At 47.0% G+C, this 14,244-nt stretch carries 17 protein-coding genes; 12 read left to right on the forward strand and 5 right to left on the reverse strand.

Translation table 11 applies throughout. From position 1 onward, the window contains the following. Nucleotides 1–284 precede the first annotated feature (284 nt). The 9 genes from NST33_RS09765 (at nt 285) to NST33_RS09805 (ending at nt 6,305) form a co-directional block, all read left to right on the forward strand. Entirely contained in the window at nt 285–572 is a 288-nt protein-coding gene (locus NST33_RS09765) for a Dabb family protein (RefSeq protein WP_017689429.1), read from the forward strand. A gap of 173 nt (nt 573–745) precedes the next feature. Continuing rightward, a complete protein-coding gene (locus NST33_RS09770; protein ID WP_076318399.1) occupies nt 746–1,207 on the forward strand; it encodes a HepT-like ribonuclease domain-containing protein in 462 nt (153 codons plus the stop codon). A 10-nt stretch (nt 1,208–1,217) separates the two neighbouring features. Beyond that, entirely contained in the window at nt 1,218–2,132 is a 915-nt protein-coding gene (locus NST33_RS09775; protein ID WP_221823300.1) for a DUF4261 domain-containing protein, read from the forward strand. Nucleotides 2,133–2,317: 185 nt separating this feature from the next. Continuing rightward, nucleotides 2,318–2,695, forward strand: coding sequence for a YtxH domain-containing protein (locus NST33_RS09780; protein ID WP_221823303.1), 378 nt, complete (start codon nt 2,318–2,320; stop codon nt 2,693–2,695). A gap of 219 nt (nt 2,696–2,914) precedes the next feature. Next, nucleotides 2,915–3,724: a glutamate racemase gene (gene racE, locus NST33_RS09785; protein WP_313771487.1), complete on the forward strand. Its 810-nt coding sequence runs from the start codon at nt 2,915–2,917 to the stop codon at nt 3,722–3,724. Nucleotides 3,725–3,958: 234 nt separating this feature from the next. Beyond that, nucleotides 3,959–5,164 carry a M14 family metallopeptidase gene (locus NST33_RS09790; protein ID WP_221823534.1) on the forward strand — a complete coding sequence of 402 codons (1,206 nt, stop codon included), beginning with the start codon at nt 3,959–3,961 and terminating at the stop codon, nt 5,162–5,164. 195 nt (nt 5,165–5,359) lie between these two features. Beyond that, nucleotides 5,360–5,617 carry a hypothetical protein gene (locus tag NST33_RS09795; protein WP_017689423.1) on the forward strand — a complete coding sequence of 86 codons (258 nt, stop codon included), beginning with the start codon at nt 5,360–5,362 and terminating at the stop codon, nt 5,615–5,617. 142 nt (nt 5,618–5,759) lie between these two features. After that, nucleotides 5,760–6,062 carry a heme biosynthesis protein HemY gene (locus NST33_RS09800; protein ID WP_036670085.1) on the forward strand — a complete coding sequence of 101 codons (303 nt, stop codon included), beginning with the start codon at nt 5,760–5,762 and terminating at the stop codon, nt 6,060–6,062. 21 nt (nt 6,063–6,083) lie between these two features. Further along, a complete protein-coding gene (locus tag NST33_RS09805; protein WP_017689421.1) occupies nt 6,084–6,305 on the forward strand; it encodes a DUF1450 domain-containing protein in 222 nt (73 codons plus the stop codon). A 100-nt stretch (nt 6,306–6,405) separates the two neighbouring features. Here NST33_RS09805 and NST33_RS09810 read toward each other — a convergent pair whose 3' ends face one another. Then, nucleotides 6,406–6,804 (reverse strand): hypothetical protein, encoded by a 399-nt coding sequence (locus NST33_RS09810; protein WP_221823308.1) that lies wholly within the window; start codon nt 6,802–6,804, stop codon nt 6,406–6,408. A gap of 150 nt (nt 6,805–6,954) precedes the next feature. Between NST33_RS09810 and NST33_RS09815 the strand changes: the two genes are divergently transcribed. Both NST33_RS09815 and NST33_RS09820 read left to right on the forward strand, forming a co-directional pair. Further along, the gene (locus NST33_RS09815; protein WP_221823310.1) at nt 6,955–7,236 is read left to right on the forward strand and encodes a hypothetical protein; all 282 of its coding nucleotides are present in this window, start codon (nt 6,955–6,957) and stop codon (nt 7,234–7,236) included. A gap of 174 nt (nt 7,237–7,410) precedes the next feature. Then, a complete protein-coding gene (locus tag NST33_RS09820) occupies nt 7,411–8,241 on the forward strand; it encodes an aldo/keto reductase (protein ID WP_036670089.1) in 831 nt (276 codons plus the stop codon). Nucleotides 8,242–8,575: 334 nt separating this feature from the next. On the opposite strand, the gene NST33_RS09825 is transcribed toward NST33_RS09820, so the two are convergent. The 4 genes from NST33_RS09825 to NST33_RS09840 all read right to left on the reverse strand — a co-directional run bounded on the left by NST33_RS09825 (nt 8,576) and on the right by NST33_RS09840 (nt 13,258). Further along, on the reverse strand, nt 8,576–9,301 hold the full coding sequence (locus NST33_RS09825; protein ID WP_221823312.1) for a DsbA family oxidoreductase: 726 nt from the start codon (nt 9,299–9,301) through the stop codon (nt 8,576–8,578). Between the two features lie 82 nt (nt 9,302–9,383). Further along, on the reverse strand, nt 9,384–9,812 hold the full coding sequence (locus tag NST33_RS09830; protein WP_260632895.1) for a cytidine deaminase: 429 nt from the start codon (nt 9,810–9,812) through the stop codon (nt 9,384–9,386). 75 nt (nt 9,813–9,887) lie between these two features. After that, entirely contained in the window at nt 9,888–11,888 is a 2,001-nt protein-coding gene (locus NST33_RS09835; protein WP_221823314.1) for an LTA synthase family protein, read from the reverse strand. A gap of 215 nt (nt 11,889–12,103) precedes the next feature. After that, a complete protein-coding gene (locus NST33_RS09840) occupies nt 12,104–13,258 on the reverse strand; it encodes a class I SAM-dependent RNA methyltransferase (protein ID WP_036609715.1) in 1,155 nt (384 codons plus the stop codon). A gap of 239 nt (nt 13,259–13,497) precedes the next feature. Between NST33_RS09840 and NST33_RS09845 the strand changes: the two genes are divergently transcribed. Beyond that, nucleotides 13,498–14,130: an O-methyltransferase gene (locus NST33_RS09845; protein WP_036610944.1), complete on the forward strand. Its 633-nt coding sequence runs from the start codon at nt 13,498–13,500 to the stop codon at nt 14,128–14,130. Nucleotides 14,131–14,244 lie beyond the last annotated feature (114 nt).

A 14,244-nucleotide genomic window follows, 5' to 3' on the forward strand; every position in this document is an offset into this window, starting at 1 on the left:
ATCAGGAGTATCTGACGAATCGTGAGTGGTCCAAACCGCAGCAAACTCCAGACAACATCAAGCAGCAGGCTGAAACAGGACAAACTTTGCAGGATGAATCCGCGAAACAGACGGAGGATAGTTCTCAAAAGAAATCCGAATCGAAAGGAAACGGTTTGGATTAGTTTTTCTTATCAAGAGAACGTTTCCAAGTATCCTTTCGTAATAGAGAGCGTTATGATATATTTTGGATACATGAAAATTCATTCATTTCTACTATTATATTAAATGAGGTGCTTGCCCAGATGATAAAACATATTGTCCTGTTTAAAATGAAAGATCGTTCAGCAGAAAGTATTGAAGCTGCAGCCCAGGTGCTTCGCAATCTGGAAGGTAAAATTGATGTCCTAGTTTCACTTGAAATCGGGATTGATGTGCTTCGCTCGGAGAGATCGTTCGACATTTCACTCACGGCGGAGTTTGCGTCACTGGAGGATCTCCAGGCGTATCAGGTACACCCGCTTCATCAGGAAGTTATCAAGTACATGAACGAAGTCAGAGAACAGTCAATTGCAGTGGACTACGAAATCTGATCTGTCATTCAAACTACGTTGAGATAAAGGGGACTCTGCATGAGCGATTTAAGAGACGTTATGGAATTTCTATATATTTTTGTTGTGTTTCTAATCGCTTGTCCTGTGATGATATTCTGGCTTAAGCGAAGAGGGAAACGGAACCGATAACTCACTGAACGGGAAGTGAACGAATGTATTATGTGAACAGAGAACAGATTGCCCGCCGGCTTGCTGCTGTACCGGAAGTAGCTGAAGGGCTTCGCGGGGCAGCAGAAGCTTGGGATGGCAGTCTCATGCTGGGTATGGTACAGGAACGTTGTCTTCACCTGGCGATCGAGATTGTTACCGATGTGGGAAGTTATCTGATCGACGGCTTCATCATGAGAGATGCAAGCAGCTATGATGATATTATTCAGATTAATTATGAAGAAAAGGTTTTTGATAATCCGACCTATGAGATATTGCGTCAGCTTGTCACGTTACGCAAGCCACTGGTGCAGGATTATTACACCTGGGAGCGGTCTGAGCTCCATCCACTTAGCGTAGAGTTGCCGAGTATACTTGAACATTTTACTACTCAGGTTAGCGCCTACGTGGAAAAAGAACTTGGTCCTTTCAATACGGCACAGGCCGAGGGACAGCGTAAGGAATGAGGGAAATCGCATGACAAATGAATCAAAAGAATTCAATGAAGCTAATACTGAAAGTAACGAAACAAATGAAACACCTTCCGGATTCCATCCGGTGTATATGGTTGAACTTTTGTTCCGGGAACGTCCAGAGGTGGATCGCCTGCGTTTGCAGGAAGCTATGATCCGTCATACAGGACAAGTCCGACTGGATGTGAAACAAGAGAGCGGAGGGCAAAAGCATGAGATGCTTGTCTTCTATCATCTGGACCACAAGGTATCCTTCCAGGAAGGGGATATCCCTGCTCAGACTTGCATGCTTCCTGTGAATGAAATCGCAGATCGTGCTCGCTTTGGCGGTGCTCTGCAACAAGCATGGCATTGGCCGGATGCAGGACAAGCTGTGGAAGCTGCGCGTTACTCCATTCGGATACATGATATGTTCACGGCTGCCATGCCTCGTAAACAGCGTCTGGAGCTGTTTCAGAAGACTGTACTGGCAATCATGGAGAGTTTGACCTGTGACGCGCTGTATTGGTATGGCAGTGACAAGCTGGTTGAACCGGAAGCATATACGCAAGCTCAGGAACGTGAGGAACATCTGTATGCAGCCATGAACGTTCGAATGTATCAAGCTGGAGGTACAGAGGAACAGCGCGGGTTGGTCATGGATACCGTGGGATTATCTGCGCTGGGTGTACCTGATGTCCAGTGTCACTTCGTCGGTCTTGATCCGGATACGGTGGCTCAGACCTTACTGGGTGCAGCGTATTACATATTTGATCAGGGGGATGTTCTGCAAGATGGACAGACGCTGGGTTCTTCAGGTGGACGTCGCTGGCGTTGTGAACATCAGGCAGCATTGATTGCACCTGGACGATATGTGATTGATTTGGACCCGGGGGATGAGCATGCCGCGTCTAATCTCGAGCCGGCTCGTCAGAACTGAGTTTAAGCCAAGTCATTTGCATCCATTCAAAAAGGGCGTTCAGATTATTTTTAACATCTGGAGTGTCAAGTCAAGCCTGTGCTGCTTATAATGCATCAACAGAGTAGGCATTCGCCCGGATGGCTGAGCGACAGACCGTTGCTTCTAGTCCGGTACTTAAACAATAGTAAAGGGAGAGATGTGACGTGAAGGATTCTAACAAAAGTTTGTTGTGGGGAGCTCTTATTGGCTCCGTGGTTGGTTCAGTAACGGCATTATTGCTGGCGCCGAAATCGGGACGTGAACTTCGTCAGGATATTACAGAAGGTGCTCGTCAGGTATCGGAGAAAGGTCAGGAACTGGCTGGTATCGTGGGAGAACAAAGTTCGCAGATCGTATCCAAAGTTAAAGAGACCGCAGATGTCGTGATTCAGGATATTCAATCCTGGCGCAATTGCGCTGAAGGGAAAGAAATTCGCATATCGGCAGCCGTTGTTGATAACGATATCGATAAAACAGTGGATGAACCCGGAATTGACATCGTAGCTAAGCTTCCTTCGGATGAGTCCAAGGACGACAACTAAGCAATGCTCGATAAGCAGGCTTTCCTCTATTTAGAGGAGAGCCTGCTTTGTTGCGTGTCCACACATAGATGACGTAGCGTGTGGATTTAATTTGAACCCTGCGATGAAATCGGGTAAGATGTAGGTACCTTTTTGCCGGAATGTTCATACGGTAGGAAGAAAGCTCTGAGAAACAATCGTTTTGAGAACCAATTCAATGAAGAAGGAAGCGGTGTGTTCGTGCAGCAAGCAATCGCTATATTAGACTCCGGTGTGGGGGGATTGACGGTCGCCAAGGAAGTGATGCGTCAGCTCCCGCGGGAAAAGATCATTTATTTTGGGGATACTGCCCGGACACCGTACGGACCCCGTTCGTCCGAACAAGTAAAACAATTTACGGAACAAATCGTTGATTTCTTGATCCAATTCGATCCGAAGGTTATCGTTATCGCCTGTAACACAGCAACAGCAGCCGCGTTGGAGTATATCCGTGGCAAGGTGAATATGCCTGTCATTGGTGTTATACATCCGGGTGCGCGGGCCGCAATCACAGCGACACGTACAGGACGTATTGGTGTGATTGGTACCACGGGTACCATAGGTAGCGGGGCTTATACATCAGCACTCAAGCAGTTGTCCCCCTATATTGATGTGGTCAGTCAGGCTTGTCCGGCGCTGGTGCCGTTGGTGGAACAAGGTGAATTTCGTTCCGAGCACACGACACATACGGTGGAACAATCATTGGGCGGGATCAAACAACAGCCAATAGATTGTCTTATTCTGGGTTGTACGCATTATCCCTTTCTCATGGACACGATTCAGGAAGTTATGGGACAGGAAGTGAAGTTAATCAGTTCAGCAGATGAAACGGCACGTGAAATCAGTACGATATTATATGATAAACGAAAGCTGGCCAGTGGGGATGAGACTCCGGTGCATCAATTTTTCTGCACGGGTGACCCGCGAATGTTCCAGAATATCACCCGTCGATGGTTGGGGGAGCAGATCTCCAAGACCCCTGTTGTCTGGCAAGTAACGCAATTATCATAGTTATATTCAAATTATGCATGAATAAGACTTTTAATTAATGTAATTTGGTTGTGGATTATCCCGGAACTGTGAAGTTCCGGGATTTTTTGTCGTCATTATGCATTAACCGAAGATAAACATGATTCATGTCACATGATGGACAACCTGACCTGCATACATATGTTACAGACACGAGATTGGTCAGAAGTGGACAGGAGACCTGTCTTTTCCTGTGGAAAGGAGAACAACATGGATCTGCAGTGGATTATCGTTCAGCGGGGAGATACGTTGCCGCGAATTGCGTCAGCACACCATATGACCAAAGAGTTCCTTGCTGCACTGAACCCGGAAGTGGCTTCCCAGCCATACTTGCTGGCAGGTCAGATGCTGCGTATTGTCCCCGGGACAGGTCGCAGATACGCTGTACCGCCTGGAGAAAGTGTAGGAGAGATTGCAGGGAGATTTGGAATGGACGAAGAGGTGTTGCGCCAGGCCAATCCCGAAATCACCAATGTAACCGACTGGGTTGGTCGCTGTATTCATATTCCGGCTTCGAATGGAAAAACTATCGTGAAGATTCAGGGAGAGTATGGTTATCGAGAATTAATCAGGGATATAGACAAGCTGGAGAATCAATACCCGTTTATCGAGATGGGGTCCATTGGAACAAGTGTTATGGGGAAGTCGCTGCCTTATTTGCGAATTGGGCAAGGGTCGAGACATATTCATGTTAACGCTTCCGTTCATGCGAATGAGTGGTTAACAACAGCAGTTCTGATGAAGTTTATCGAGGAATATGCCGAGGCGTATAGTGCGGATAGGACATGGCATCAATACCAGACAGAACGCTGGATGCAAGAGACGACACTCTGGGCCGTGCCGATGGTTAATCCGGACGGGGTCGAACTGGTTCAGGAAGGTGTGGTCAATCAGCATCCACATGCGCAGCAGTTGTTAGCCTGGAATGCCGGCAGATCACATTTCACCCATTGGAAGGCCAACATCAGAGGGGTGGATCTGAATGATCAATTTCCAGCCCATTGGGATGAAGAAGCAGCGAGAAGAGGTGTGACCTCACCTGGCCCCAGGGATTATGCAGGGACAGCGCCATTGACAGAACCGGAGGCACAGGCGCTTGCGCAGTGGACGCAGCAACATACATTTGATGCGGTAGTATCCCTGCATAGTCAGGGACAGGAGATTTATTGGAACTATCGCGATCTTGAACCCAGGGAGAGTGGACCGCTGTCGCGTAGACTCGCCAAAGCTTCCGGCTACAAGGCGGTGAAGCTCGGTGGCAGTGATGCCGGATATAAGGACTGGTTTATTCAAGATTTCGGTAAACCGGGCTTCACGGTGGAAGTTGGATTGGGTGTTAATCCGCTTCCCGTAGAACAGTTTGATGATATCTGTATAGAAGTGGGAATGTTACTGGCTGAACTGTTATCCAATGGACAATGAGGCAAGACCCTGAATTATGAAGGTGTGAAACTTAACAGTAGATCATTCGTATAACAGGAACGGACGCCATGAGCGACGTTCCGTTTTTATTATTTTTTATAATGACATTCTACGTCATTCGTTCTGAATGTTTTTGAACGGGTAATGATGGATGTGCCGTTTCGGCGACATATACAATTATACGGAGGGATTCAAATGAAGTGGAGAAGACTGCTGTCGTTCAAACGATGGACACAAGTTTTCAAAAGGCTCCCCCGGCTGCTCCGGGCTCCGCAGATTCCTTTGGGAGAAAAGCTGTTGTTTATTATTCCGGCGCTGTTATACTGGGTACTTCCTGACGTAATGCCGTTTATGCCCATTGATGATATCGGGGTCACTTTGATTCTGATGAACTGGTTTGTAAGCCGGGCAGAACGTAAATATCCTGTGCTTCAGGAGGGGGCACCTTCTTAATTTGCGGCCCGATGGATCATTTTAACATTGAATTCGCATCAATGTTATTGCGAAGAGCGGTAACTTTCTTTACAATAGATGCTGTAGTTTAAGAATGCTGAAATTGTTGAAACCTGCAATTACAATATAGGAGATGAAGAGAATGAACTGCAAAATTACGCGTAATGCTGCTAAAGTATTGAAGCTTGAATTGGACAAGCCGGAGAACGAAGGAAAAAAACTGCGCGTTGTCATCACACATGCGCATGGTGACCATGCTCACTACGGGCTTGATCTCGACACACCTAAAGAAAATGATACGGTTGTATCTACCGATAAAGAGATTGATGTCATTCTCGCGAATGATCAGCCTTTGTTGAACGGTGTTAAAATTGACTACCTCTACTTCCCGGAAGAGGGATTTGTTATTACGAATCCGTCCCAAGGTAATCACGGCGACCACTAAGGGCGCGAAGAAGGGGAACTCATGGCTAACGATATCCGCGTATGCGAAAAGTGTAATCATGTCCGACTGAAATCGATTGTACCCAAGCTGCAAAAAATGGCTCCAGACACGGAGATCAAGATTGGGTGCAAATCCTATTGCGGTCCTTGCGCGAAACGTGCATTTGTCTTTATCAATGGTCGGTATATCAGTGCGCCGACAGAAGAAGAAGTGCTCGCCAAAGTTGCAAAGTTCGTGAAGTAAGGGATATAACAAGGTGAGTGGACGAAAACTGTTCACTCATCGGAAAGGAGGGGCAACATGCCTCTCCTTTTTTACGTTTGGGTAGCAGTGAAAGGATGTGTTACTCTATAGCACCTTTGACCATTTCAGTAATTTGGAAGGTATTTTCTTGAATTTCAATGGCGATGACGGTATTATCCTTTTTCAGAAAATGTACATGTCCCAGCCGTTCTTCCTCTAATTCCACCCATCCTGTATCCGCTAACTTCTGAAAATAATCCATTGGCGGGTATAGTCCTTGCTCACCCCCAATATGTTTCAGCTCGTACTTAATGCCTTTTTTAAGGTTGGGATCATCGGAATAAGCTATGTTTTCAATAAGCTTTGCATTGGTTGGAACAGGAATGTCTGGGTTCATGGATGACGCTGTATATCCTTCTATCTCGTATGTTGCAGGAGCGCAGCCTTGTACCCAAATGAGCAAGGGCAACATACAGAGTGTCAATAATATTTTCTTCAAATAAATTCCTCCTGATTTGGAATGATTACCTAATAAACGTAGCGAAATCAATTAAAGTTACGATGAAAACACAAAAGAAGAATAAGGAAGGCTTGTGTTATCCATCCTAAAGGGGTAACAGGAACATGATAATCCCAAGGAGGAATACTCATGCCGAAGCGTTATGATTCCAGTTTGCAAGCCGATACCACCGTATCTCAGGCGCAAAATGCGGTGAACAAGCTTCATTATGCTGTATCTCAGGCCGTGTCTCATCCGACGGCACAGACCATTGTACAGGCAGAACGACGTCTGGCACACACGGAGCAGGCGATGCAACAAGCAGAGCTTTCACTCGGAGGGCAAGGTGTTGAGTTGGCAGAGGAAATGTTCATCGAGGAGAAGAGAAGATTGAATTCAATCCAGAGTCAGCACGGTCAAGGGAATATATAACGTTCCTGTCACACCAGAACCCGCAGGGCAGCAATGCTTTGCGGGTTTTTCATCTCTTTTGCAATGACTCCCCATCCATGGGTCTACTCCGACAGTATGTCGAATGGTCGCTTAAAATTCTGTGAGAAGGTTAATAGAACAAGAGCAGGCAAAATTCCATACGGGAGGTACAGAATGACAAAACATATTACGGATTGTACAATTCTGAACAACGGAGTAACGATGCCATGGCTAGGATTTGGAACATATAAAGCAAAAGGTAAGGAAGTACAACAGGCGGTTGAGACCGCTTTGGAGGTTGGATATCGCAGTATTGATACCGCGTCCATCTATGGCAATGAGGAAGAAGTGGGACAAGCTATTGCAAGCAGTGGTGTTGCCCGTAACGAACTGTTTGTGACGACCAAGCTCTGGAACGAGGATCAGGGATTTGATTCAACATTAAGAGCATTTGAAGCCAGTCAGAAGGCACTTGGACTAAATGTGATTGATCTTTACTTAATTCACTGGCCTGGCAGAGACCAGTATAAGGAGACGTGGAGAGCATTCGAACGTCTATATAGCGAAGGAAGCATCCGTGCGATTGGTGTGAGTAATTTTCAAGTTCACCATTTGCAAGATATCATAGATGAGGGCGGAACGGTGCCTGCGGTAAATCAGGTAGAGCTGCATCCAGGTCTGATCCAGCAGGAACTTCAGGATTTCTGTGGGGCGCAGGGAATTCAACTGGAGGCTTGGAGCCCGATCATGAAAGGCAAGCTGAACCAAGAGTCCACCCTCAAAGCGCTGGCCCAGAAATATGGGAAAACGCCAGCACAGATCATTCTGCGCTGGGATATTCAGAATCAGATTGTGACGATTCCGAAGTCGGTTACCCCGGAGCGTATTCGTGAGAATGCGGACATCTTTGACTTTGAATTGACACCGGATGAGTTGAGACAGATTGATGCGCTGGATTCCGATAAGCGGACGGGTCCACATCCGGATCAACTGTTCTGGGATTGAGTGGGTAGGCGCTAATTGAATATAATTGTTTGATGAACTACTGGTGGTTGTTCCGGTTACGTAATCGTTCTTTTGATCGCTGTTGTATCCAAATTTTTTGATTCCTCTTTTCAGAGGATAAAATTTGGATACAGCTTATGCTTCCGATGCAGCTTTCTTGCAGAAAGCTTTCAGGCGAACGCTTCGCTTCCTCAGAATCGATTCCGTCCCCTCCACAGTAACTGTTCATCAAACACAAATATATACAATGAGCTAGAATCGTTTGTAGTATATAAAAAAGCAGCAGGATCAGGGGATACTCCCTGATCCTGCTGCTTTTTGTATGTGAATTGGCTTAATTTTTTTTCGGGACTGCGCATCCGTCATCTGTGCAGATGCCACTGCCGTCTGTTTCTGTTGTGTTGGATTCAACCATGGTGAAAGGGGAACGCTCGTCCCATGCTTTTTGAATGGCATCCAGAAACACCTCGTCAGGCTGAGCACCTGATACGGCGAACTTGCGGTCGAATACAAAGAACGGTACACCGCGGATGCCGAGTTGCTCGCCTTCCGCTTGGTCAGCTCGGACATTGTCGGTGAATTGATCACTGGACAGCACTGCCGTAGCTGCATCTCGATCCAAGCCGACTTCCTCTGCTAACTGAGCCAACACTTCAGGGTCGCCGGAGTGTTTACCTTCAATAAACACAGCTTGGAATATCCGTTCACTCAGTTCGAGCGCTTTGCCTTGTGTGTCTGCCCAGTGTGTCAGGCGGTGAGCTGAGAAGGAGTTCGTAGGGATCATGGCGTCGATATTGTATTCCAGTCCTGCCGTGCGAGCATTGGCATTCATCTGGGCATTCATACCTTTGGCCTGTTCCACGCTCATATTATATTTGGCAGCCAGATATTCCGAATTGGTTTTGCCTGGGTTCAATGCAGCGTTTGGATCAAGCTCGAAGCTTTTGAATTGCAGCTTCACTTCATCACGGTGTGGGAACTGTTCCAGTACATTCTCCAGGCGGCGTTTGCCGATATAACAGAAAGGGCACAGAAAATCAGACCATATCTCAATATTCATTTTATTAAAACCTCCATCATCCATTTAGTTGAAACCAATATGGTTACAATTATAAAGCCACTTTCTATAATTCGCAAGGAGATTACTTTTTATCCCGATATGCCTTGGACCAATGGTACGGTTGGATCTCATCCAGTCTCTTGAAGACCAGTTGGCCAGAAGGATCGTAAACGGCAGCTTTAACTTCTTCACCCCAGTAAAATAATCGTTCCTGGCATACACCGCAAGGTGTAAGGACCTTGAATTCTGAATGCTCATCATCACGAGCGATACAGAGGGAGTGGGTGACGCGTTCGTTCAATTTATGGGCTTCCAGATAAGCTCCTGTTTCCATACATAGATGCGTGGCATCGTTGATGACCTCTGGAGCTACACTAATCAGCAGGGAGCCAGCTTCGGTATAGACGGCACCCGCACCGCCCCATCCCTGAGGATAACGTTGCTTCACAAATTTTGCGGCTGCATCGAACAATTGCTGTTCAATATTGATTGGTTCAGTGAGTGATGTCATGTAATGTAAGTTCCCCTTTTTAAATCCAATTCAATTCATTTCGTGTAATTGTTTAGCTTGTCATTACGATATTGCTCATTGCGATGTTGCTGTTGAACTGTCTTCCTCTCGAAAGCGCTGAATCAAATCATAGGTAATGACCGTGTCCGAGACATGCAATCGCTTGGCTGCTTCATCATGACCGGGGCGGCAAGCATTGATATCTGTTTTGTCACGTGTGGACAGGTCATAACAAGCGCCATTCTCATAGATATAGTCATCCGATGGAATGTAGAATACAGAACCATCCGAGAATGCCCCATTACGCAGCACAACCGTACGTGCAGAACCGTCATATACGTCGTTACCCATATGATAATAGGACTGGTCGGACAAGCCGAGCAGATGCAATACGGATGGCGTGATGTCCAGTTGTCCCGAAGGTTCGTCGATGGTTCCGGCAGCTGCTCCGTCCGGTAAATGCACGAGCAGGGGAACCTCGTTCATGATCTGTGCCATATCCAGTTCGTTCAGCGAACGTCCCAGGAACTGTTCGTATTGTGATTGTTCCTTGATCGAGTTGTCGTGGTCCCCGTAGAACATAAAAATGGTATTTTCCCATAATCCCCGATTTTTCAGATCCTCCACCATCTTGCCGAGCGCCGAATCCACGTAATGAACGGATTGCAGATAATCACCGAACATCGTTCCCTGGAACTCGCCTACATCCAGTTGCTGCTTCTCTTTTGGCAAAGCATACGGATGGTGGCTGCTGAGTGTAATGAGGAAGGAATAGAATGGTTCGGTCACCTCACTGCTCATTTTCTCAACGGATTGGCGGAAAAAGGATTCGTCAGACAGGGACCAGCCAAGCGGGTCATCCTGTGCAAAATCATTTTTACTATAAAACTTGTCGTACTTCATGTTCTGATACATCGTATACCGATTCCAGAATCCACTCTCATAAGCGTGAAATACATTGGTGCTATACCCGTTATCCTTCAGGATGGAAGGAAGGGAATGATACGTATGGTCTGCATATCGTACAAAGGCTGATCCAACCGGAAGTGGATGTAAGGAAATGTTTGCGCCAAAATCGGCATCAGACGTTCTGCCCTGACCTGTCTGGTGATAAAAGTGACTATAATACTGGCTTTCCTTCATCAGTTCGTTGAAATGGGGCGTGATCTCCTGACCGCCAATGTTCTGGCCAATCATGAAGTTCATAAAAGCCTCACCCTGGACAATGATCACATTGCTGTCTTTATATTTGCCAAACAAGGCATCATTCTGCTGGGCAGTTCCCTGCCTTTCAACGAAGAACGCTTTTGCTTGCTCAACATCAGCGGGATCAGCCTGCGGCCCGGAGCCGATATGGTCTTTGGCAAAGTTGTACAGATCATAACCATGAAAAGCGAGTAGTCCGGTCACGTTGTACATGGATACATTCCACCAGTTGTTATCGAACAGGCCTTTGGCCCATGTTTTGCTGTAGAAATAAATCGGGCCGACGGCGAGACCAAGTCCCAGCACAAGGGCGATGCTGCCAGACGTGAGACGGCGGCGCAACCGTGCCTTGCGATCGTTATGTGAATAACTCCCGTAACCAGTAACAGACGTACTGGAGTGCTTCGAACGGTAACGTCTGCTGAACAGTACGATAGCTGCGAACGGAATGACGACAAGCCAGTCGGCAAAGAACCAGAGATCACTTGTGTAGATCAGTGTAGCGATGCTGTCACCCAATGCGTCAACTTGTCTCGCCTGCAACAATACCGGGATGGTCAAGAAATCCTGGAAATAGCGATAATACACCATATCGGCGTAGATTAGTGCGGTGAGCAGCAGGTTAAGCACGGCGAGAGACACGATCATACCTCTACGTGGCAGCAACCAGGCCCAGAAGGACAAGAGTAGTAAAGATCCAATGGCAATGACTTTATCCAGCAGTCCCATCGTAATGTTATAAGCGTGAAGATTGTGATGGAGCCACATGAGTTTGAGCAGCATGAGCACAAGAAAAATAAGATATAACGTTAATGGATGATTTAGAAGCCCACGTGGCATAGAGCTGCGTGTAGGCCGAGTAACAACCATATGTATGTCCCCCTTGCTTTTGTTGTTTTGTTATCGGAATGTAAAATAGGGCTCCATCCATTATAGCGTGGCCTCATGTGTTTTCAACTATGCCTCAGGGAGAATTGATTTCTGCGGAAGCGAAGACCGAAGTCAGTGAATTCACATGACCAGAAAAGCGCACAAAAAAAAGCGCCCCGGCCATGGATGGCAGGAACACTTTAGATTCGTTACAATTATGAAGATTGTGGTGTTTTATTTCGTGGGGGCAGTGGGCCCAAATACTGATAGTACTGGGTTTCAATTCGTCCGTTGAACAACTTGCGACGTTTGTCTGCCTTATGACCGAAATACTCCTCAAAAGCTTTGGTCGACGTGATTGCAAAAAAGGACCATGTTGGCATGTCGAGGTAACTGCGCCCTAATGAGCGGAGCAACTTCTGAACTTCTTTTTCTTCACTCAAGCGTTCACCATATGGGGGATTGGTAATGATGACACCATATTCACCCTGTGGTCTTGCGCGATGAGCGGGCAGGACGCTGACTTCAATATCTTTGGCGAAGCCAGCACTTTTGATCGCTGCCATAGCAACTTCAATCGCTTCCGGATCAATATCGCTACCTGAAATTTGTAACGGGACATCGTCACGTACAGCATCGAATGCTTCTTCGCGCGCCTGTTCCCACAATTCTTCAGGAATGACAGCCCAGTCCTCAGAGTTGAAGGTCCGACGAAGTCCTGGTGCAATGTTCCAGCCGATCATAGCGGCTTCGATCAGCATTGTGCCTGATCCACAGCACGGGTCATAGAATGGGCGGGATACATTCCAGCGGCTGAGCTGAATAAGAGCTGCAGCAAGTGTTTCTTTGAGTGGTGCTTCGGTGACGAGTTTACGATAACCCCGTTTATGCAGACCTGGTCCCGTTGTATCTAAAGTAAGCAGGGCGCGATCGTTCAGTAGAATAACCTCAATCACATAACGAGACCCATCCTCTGGGAACCACTCTGTGTCATAAGTCAGCTTCAGTTTCTCTACGATTGCTTTTTTCACGATCCCTTGTGATGCAGGCACACTGCTTAACTGGGATTTTTGAGAACGACCCTCTACAGGGAATTCGCCGTCGGCTGGAATCCACTCTTCCCAAGGCAGTGCTTTGGTGCCTTCAAACAATTCGTCGAAAGTCGTGGCAGGGAATTCACCCATTTTCACCAATACACGATCCGAACTTCTCAGCCACAGATTACAACGGCATATATCAATATAATCTCCTGTAAAGAAAACCCGGCCGTTGTCGATCGTAACATCTTCATACCCCAGTTGTTTCAGTTCCCGGGCAACAACAGCCTCGAGTCCCATCGCCGAGGTTGCAATCAATTGCAATTGAGCCATGTGATTCATTTCAACTCCATTTCAAGCTGGAAAAGGAATATCCTTCTCTCTGCTGTATAGTGACGGCGCGGCCTTGCCGCTTTCCGTGAAAAAACTTACAATGAGAAATGCGGTGAATGTATGTACTCCTCTTTCGAGGTGATACACCAGTCAACCGCCTGTGTTGATAACAAACATTTATTATAGAACATTGGCATCCATATGGAAAGCAGTCCAAGTGTCCAAGGAGGATTTTAGTGGTGAATCTGACCCCTGATGAATATGTAAATCAATTATTTCAAGAGGATGACCTTTTGCTGAAAGTGAAAGAGGCTATCCGTTCGAACGGTATGCCGGAAGTTTCGGTTGCTGCAGCGTATGGACGATTGCTCACTTTTCTAGCGAAGACATCCAAAGCAGAAGCTGCGCTCGAAATCGGCGTGCTGGGCGGTTACAGTGGGATCTGCATTGCGCGAGGCTTGCGTGAGAATGGAACCCTGACTTCGCTGGAACTGAAAGAGGAATATGCGGCAATGGCGCGTGGTCATCTGGAAGAAGGCGGTTTTGGCGAAAAGGTGGAGTACCGCATTGGCCCGGCGGCAGACAGCCTGGAGCAATTGGAGCAGGAAGGTCGCACATTCGATTTTTTCTTTATTGATGCAGATAAGGAGAATTATCCGGTATATCTCGATTATGCCATTAAGCTGGCCCGGCCAGGTGCTGTCATTGTAGGTGATAATTGTTTCCTGCGTGGGCGTACGCTGAATCCGGACAAGCAGGGTCCGGCCGTGCTTGCTGTTCGTCGGTTCAATGAACAGATGGCGAGTGACCCGCGTCTGGTGACGACGATGTTGCCCGATTACGATGGGCTTGTACTTGCTTGGGTAAAGTAAAAGTGGAAATTTCCTAAAGATAAAACTCCGATGGAACACGATCTCACGCTTTTATGTTTGTGAGGGGATCGTGATTCTGTACGGAGTTTTCTGAAAACATACAAAGAAAGAGAT

This window comes from Paenibacillus sp. FSL L8-0435, assembly GCF_037965655.1.
Lineage (GTDB): Bacteria > Bacillota > Bacilli > Paenibacillales > Paenibacillaceae > Paenibacillus.

Coding starts and splice junctions, on each gene's coding strand:
- NST33_RS09765 (WP_017689429.1), top strand. CDS start 285: ATGATAAAACATATTGTCCTGTTTAAAATGAAAGATCGTTCAGCAGAA.
- NST33_RS09770 (WP_076318399.1), top strand. CDS start 746: ATGTATTATGTGAACAGAGAACAGATTGCCCGCCGGCTTGCTGCTGTA.
- NST33_RS09775 (WP_221823300.1), top strand. CDS start 1,218: ATGACAAATGAATCAAAAGAATTCAATGAAGCTAATACTGAAAGTAAC.
- NST33_RS09795 (WP_017689423.1), top strand. CDS start 5,360: ATGAAGTGGAGAAGACTGCTGTCGTTCAAACGATGGACACAAGTTTTC.
- NST33_RS09800 (WP_036670085.1), top strand. CDS start 5,760: ATGAACTGCAAAATTACGCGTAATGCTGCTAAAGTATTGAAGCTTGAA.
- NST33_RS09805 (WP_017689421.1), top strand. CDS start 6,084: ATGGCTAACGATATCCGCGTATGCGAAAAGTGTAATCATGTCCGACTG.
- NST33_RS09815 (WP_221823310.1), top strand. CDS start 6,955: ATGCCGAAGCGTTATGATTCCAGTTTGCAAGCCGATACCACCGTATCT.
- NST33_RS09820 (WP_036670089.1), top strand. CDS start 7,411: ATGACAAAACATATTACGGATTGTACAATTCTGAACAACGGAGTAACG.
- NST33_RS09825 (WP_221823312.1), bottom strand. CDS start 9,301: ATGAATATTGAGATATGGTCTGATTTTCTGTGCCCTTTCTGTTATATC.
- NST33_RS09830 (WP_260632895.1), bottom strand. CDS start 9,812: ATGACATCACTCACTGAACCAATCAATATTGAACAGCAATTGTTCGAT.
- NST33_RS09835 (WP_221823314.1), bottom strand. CDS start 11,888: ATGGTTGTTACTCGGCCTACACGCAGCTCTATGCCACGTGGGCTTCTA.
- NST33_RS09840 (WP_036609715.1), bottom strand. CDS start 13,258: ATGGCTCAATTGCAATTGATTGCAACCTCGGCGATGGGACTCGAGGCT.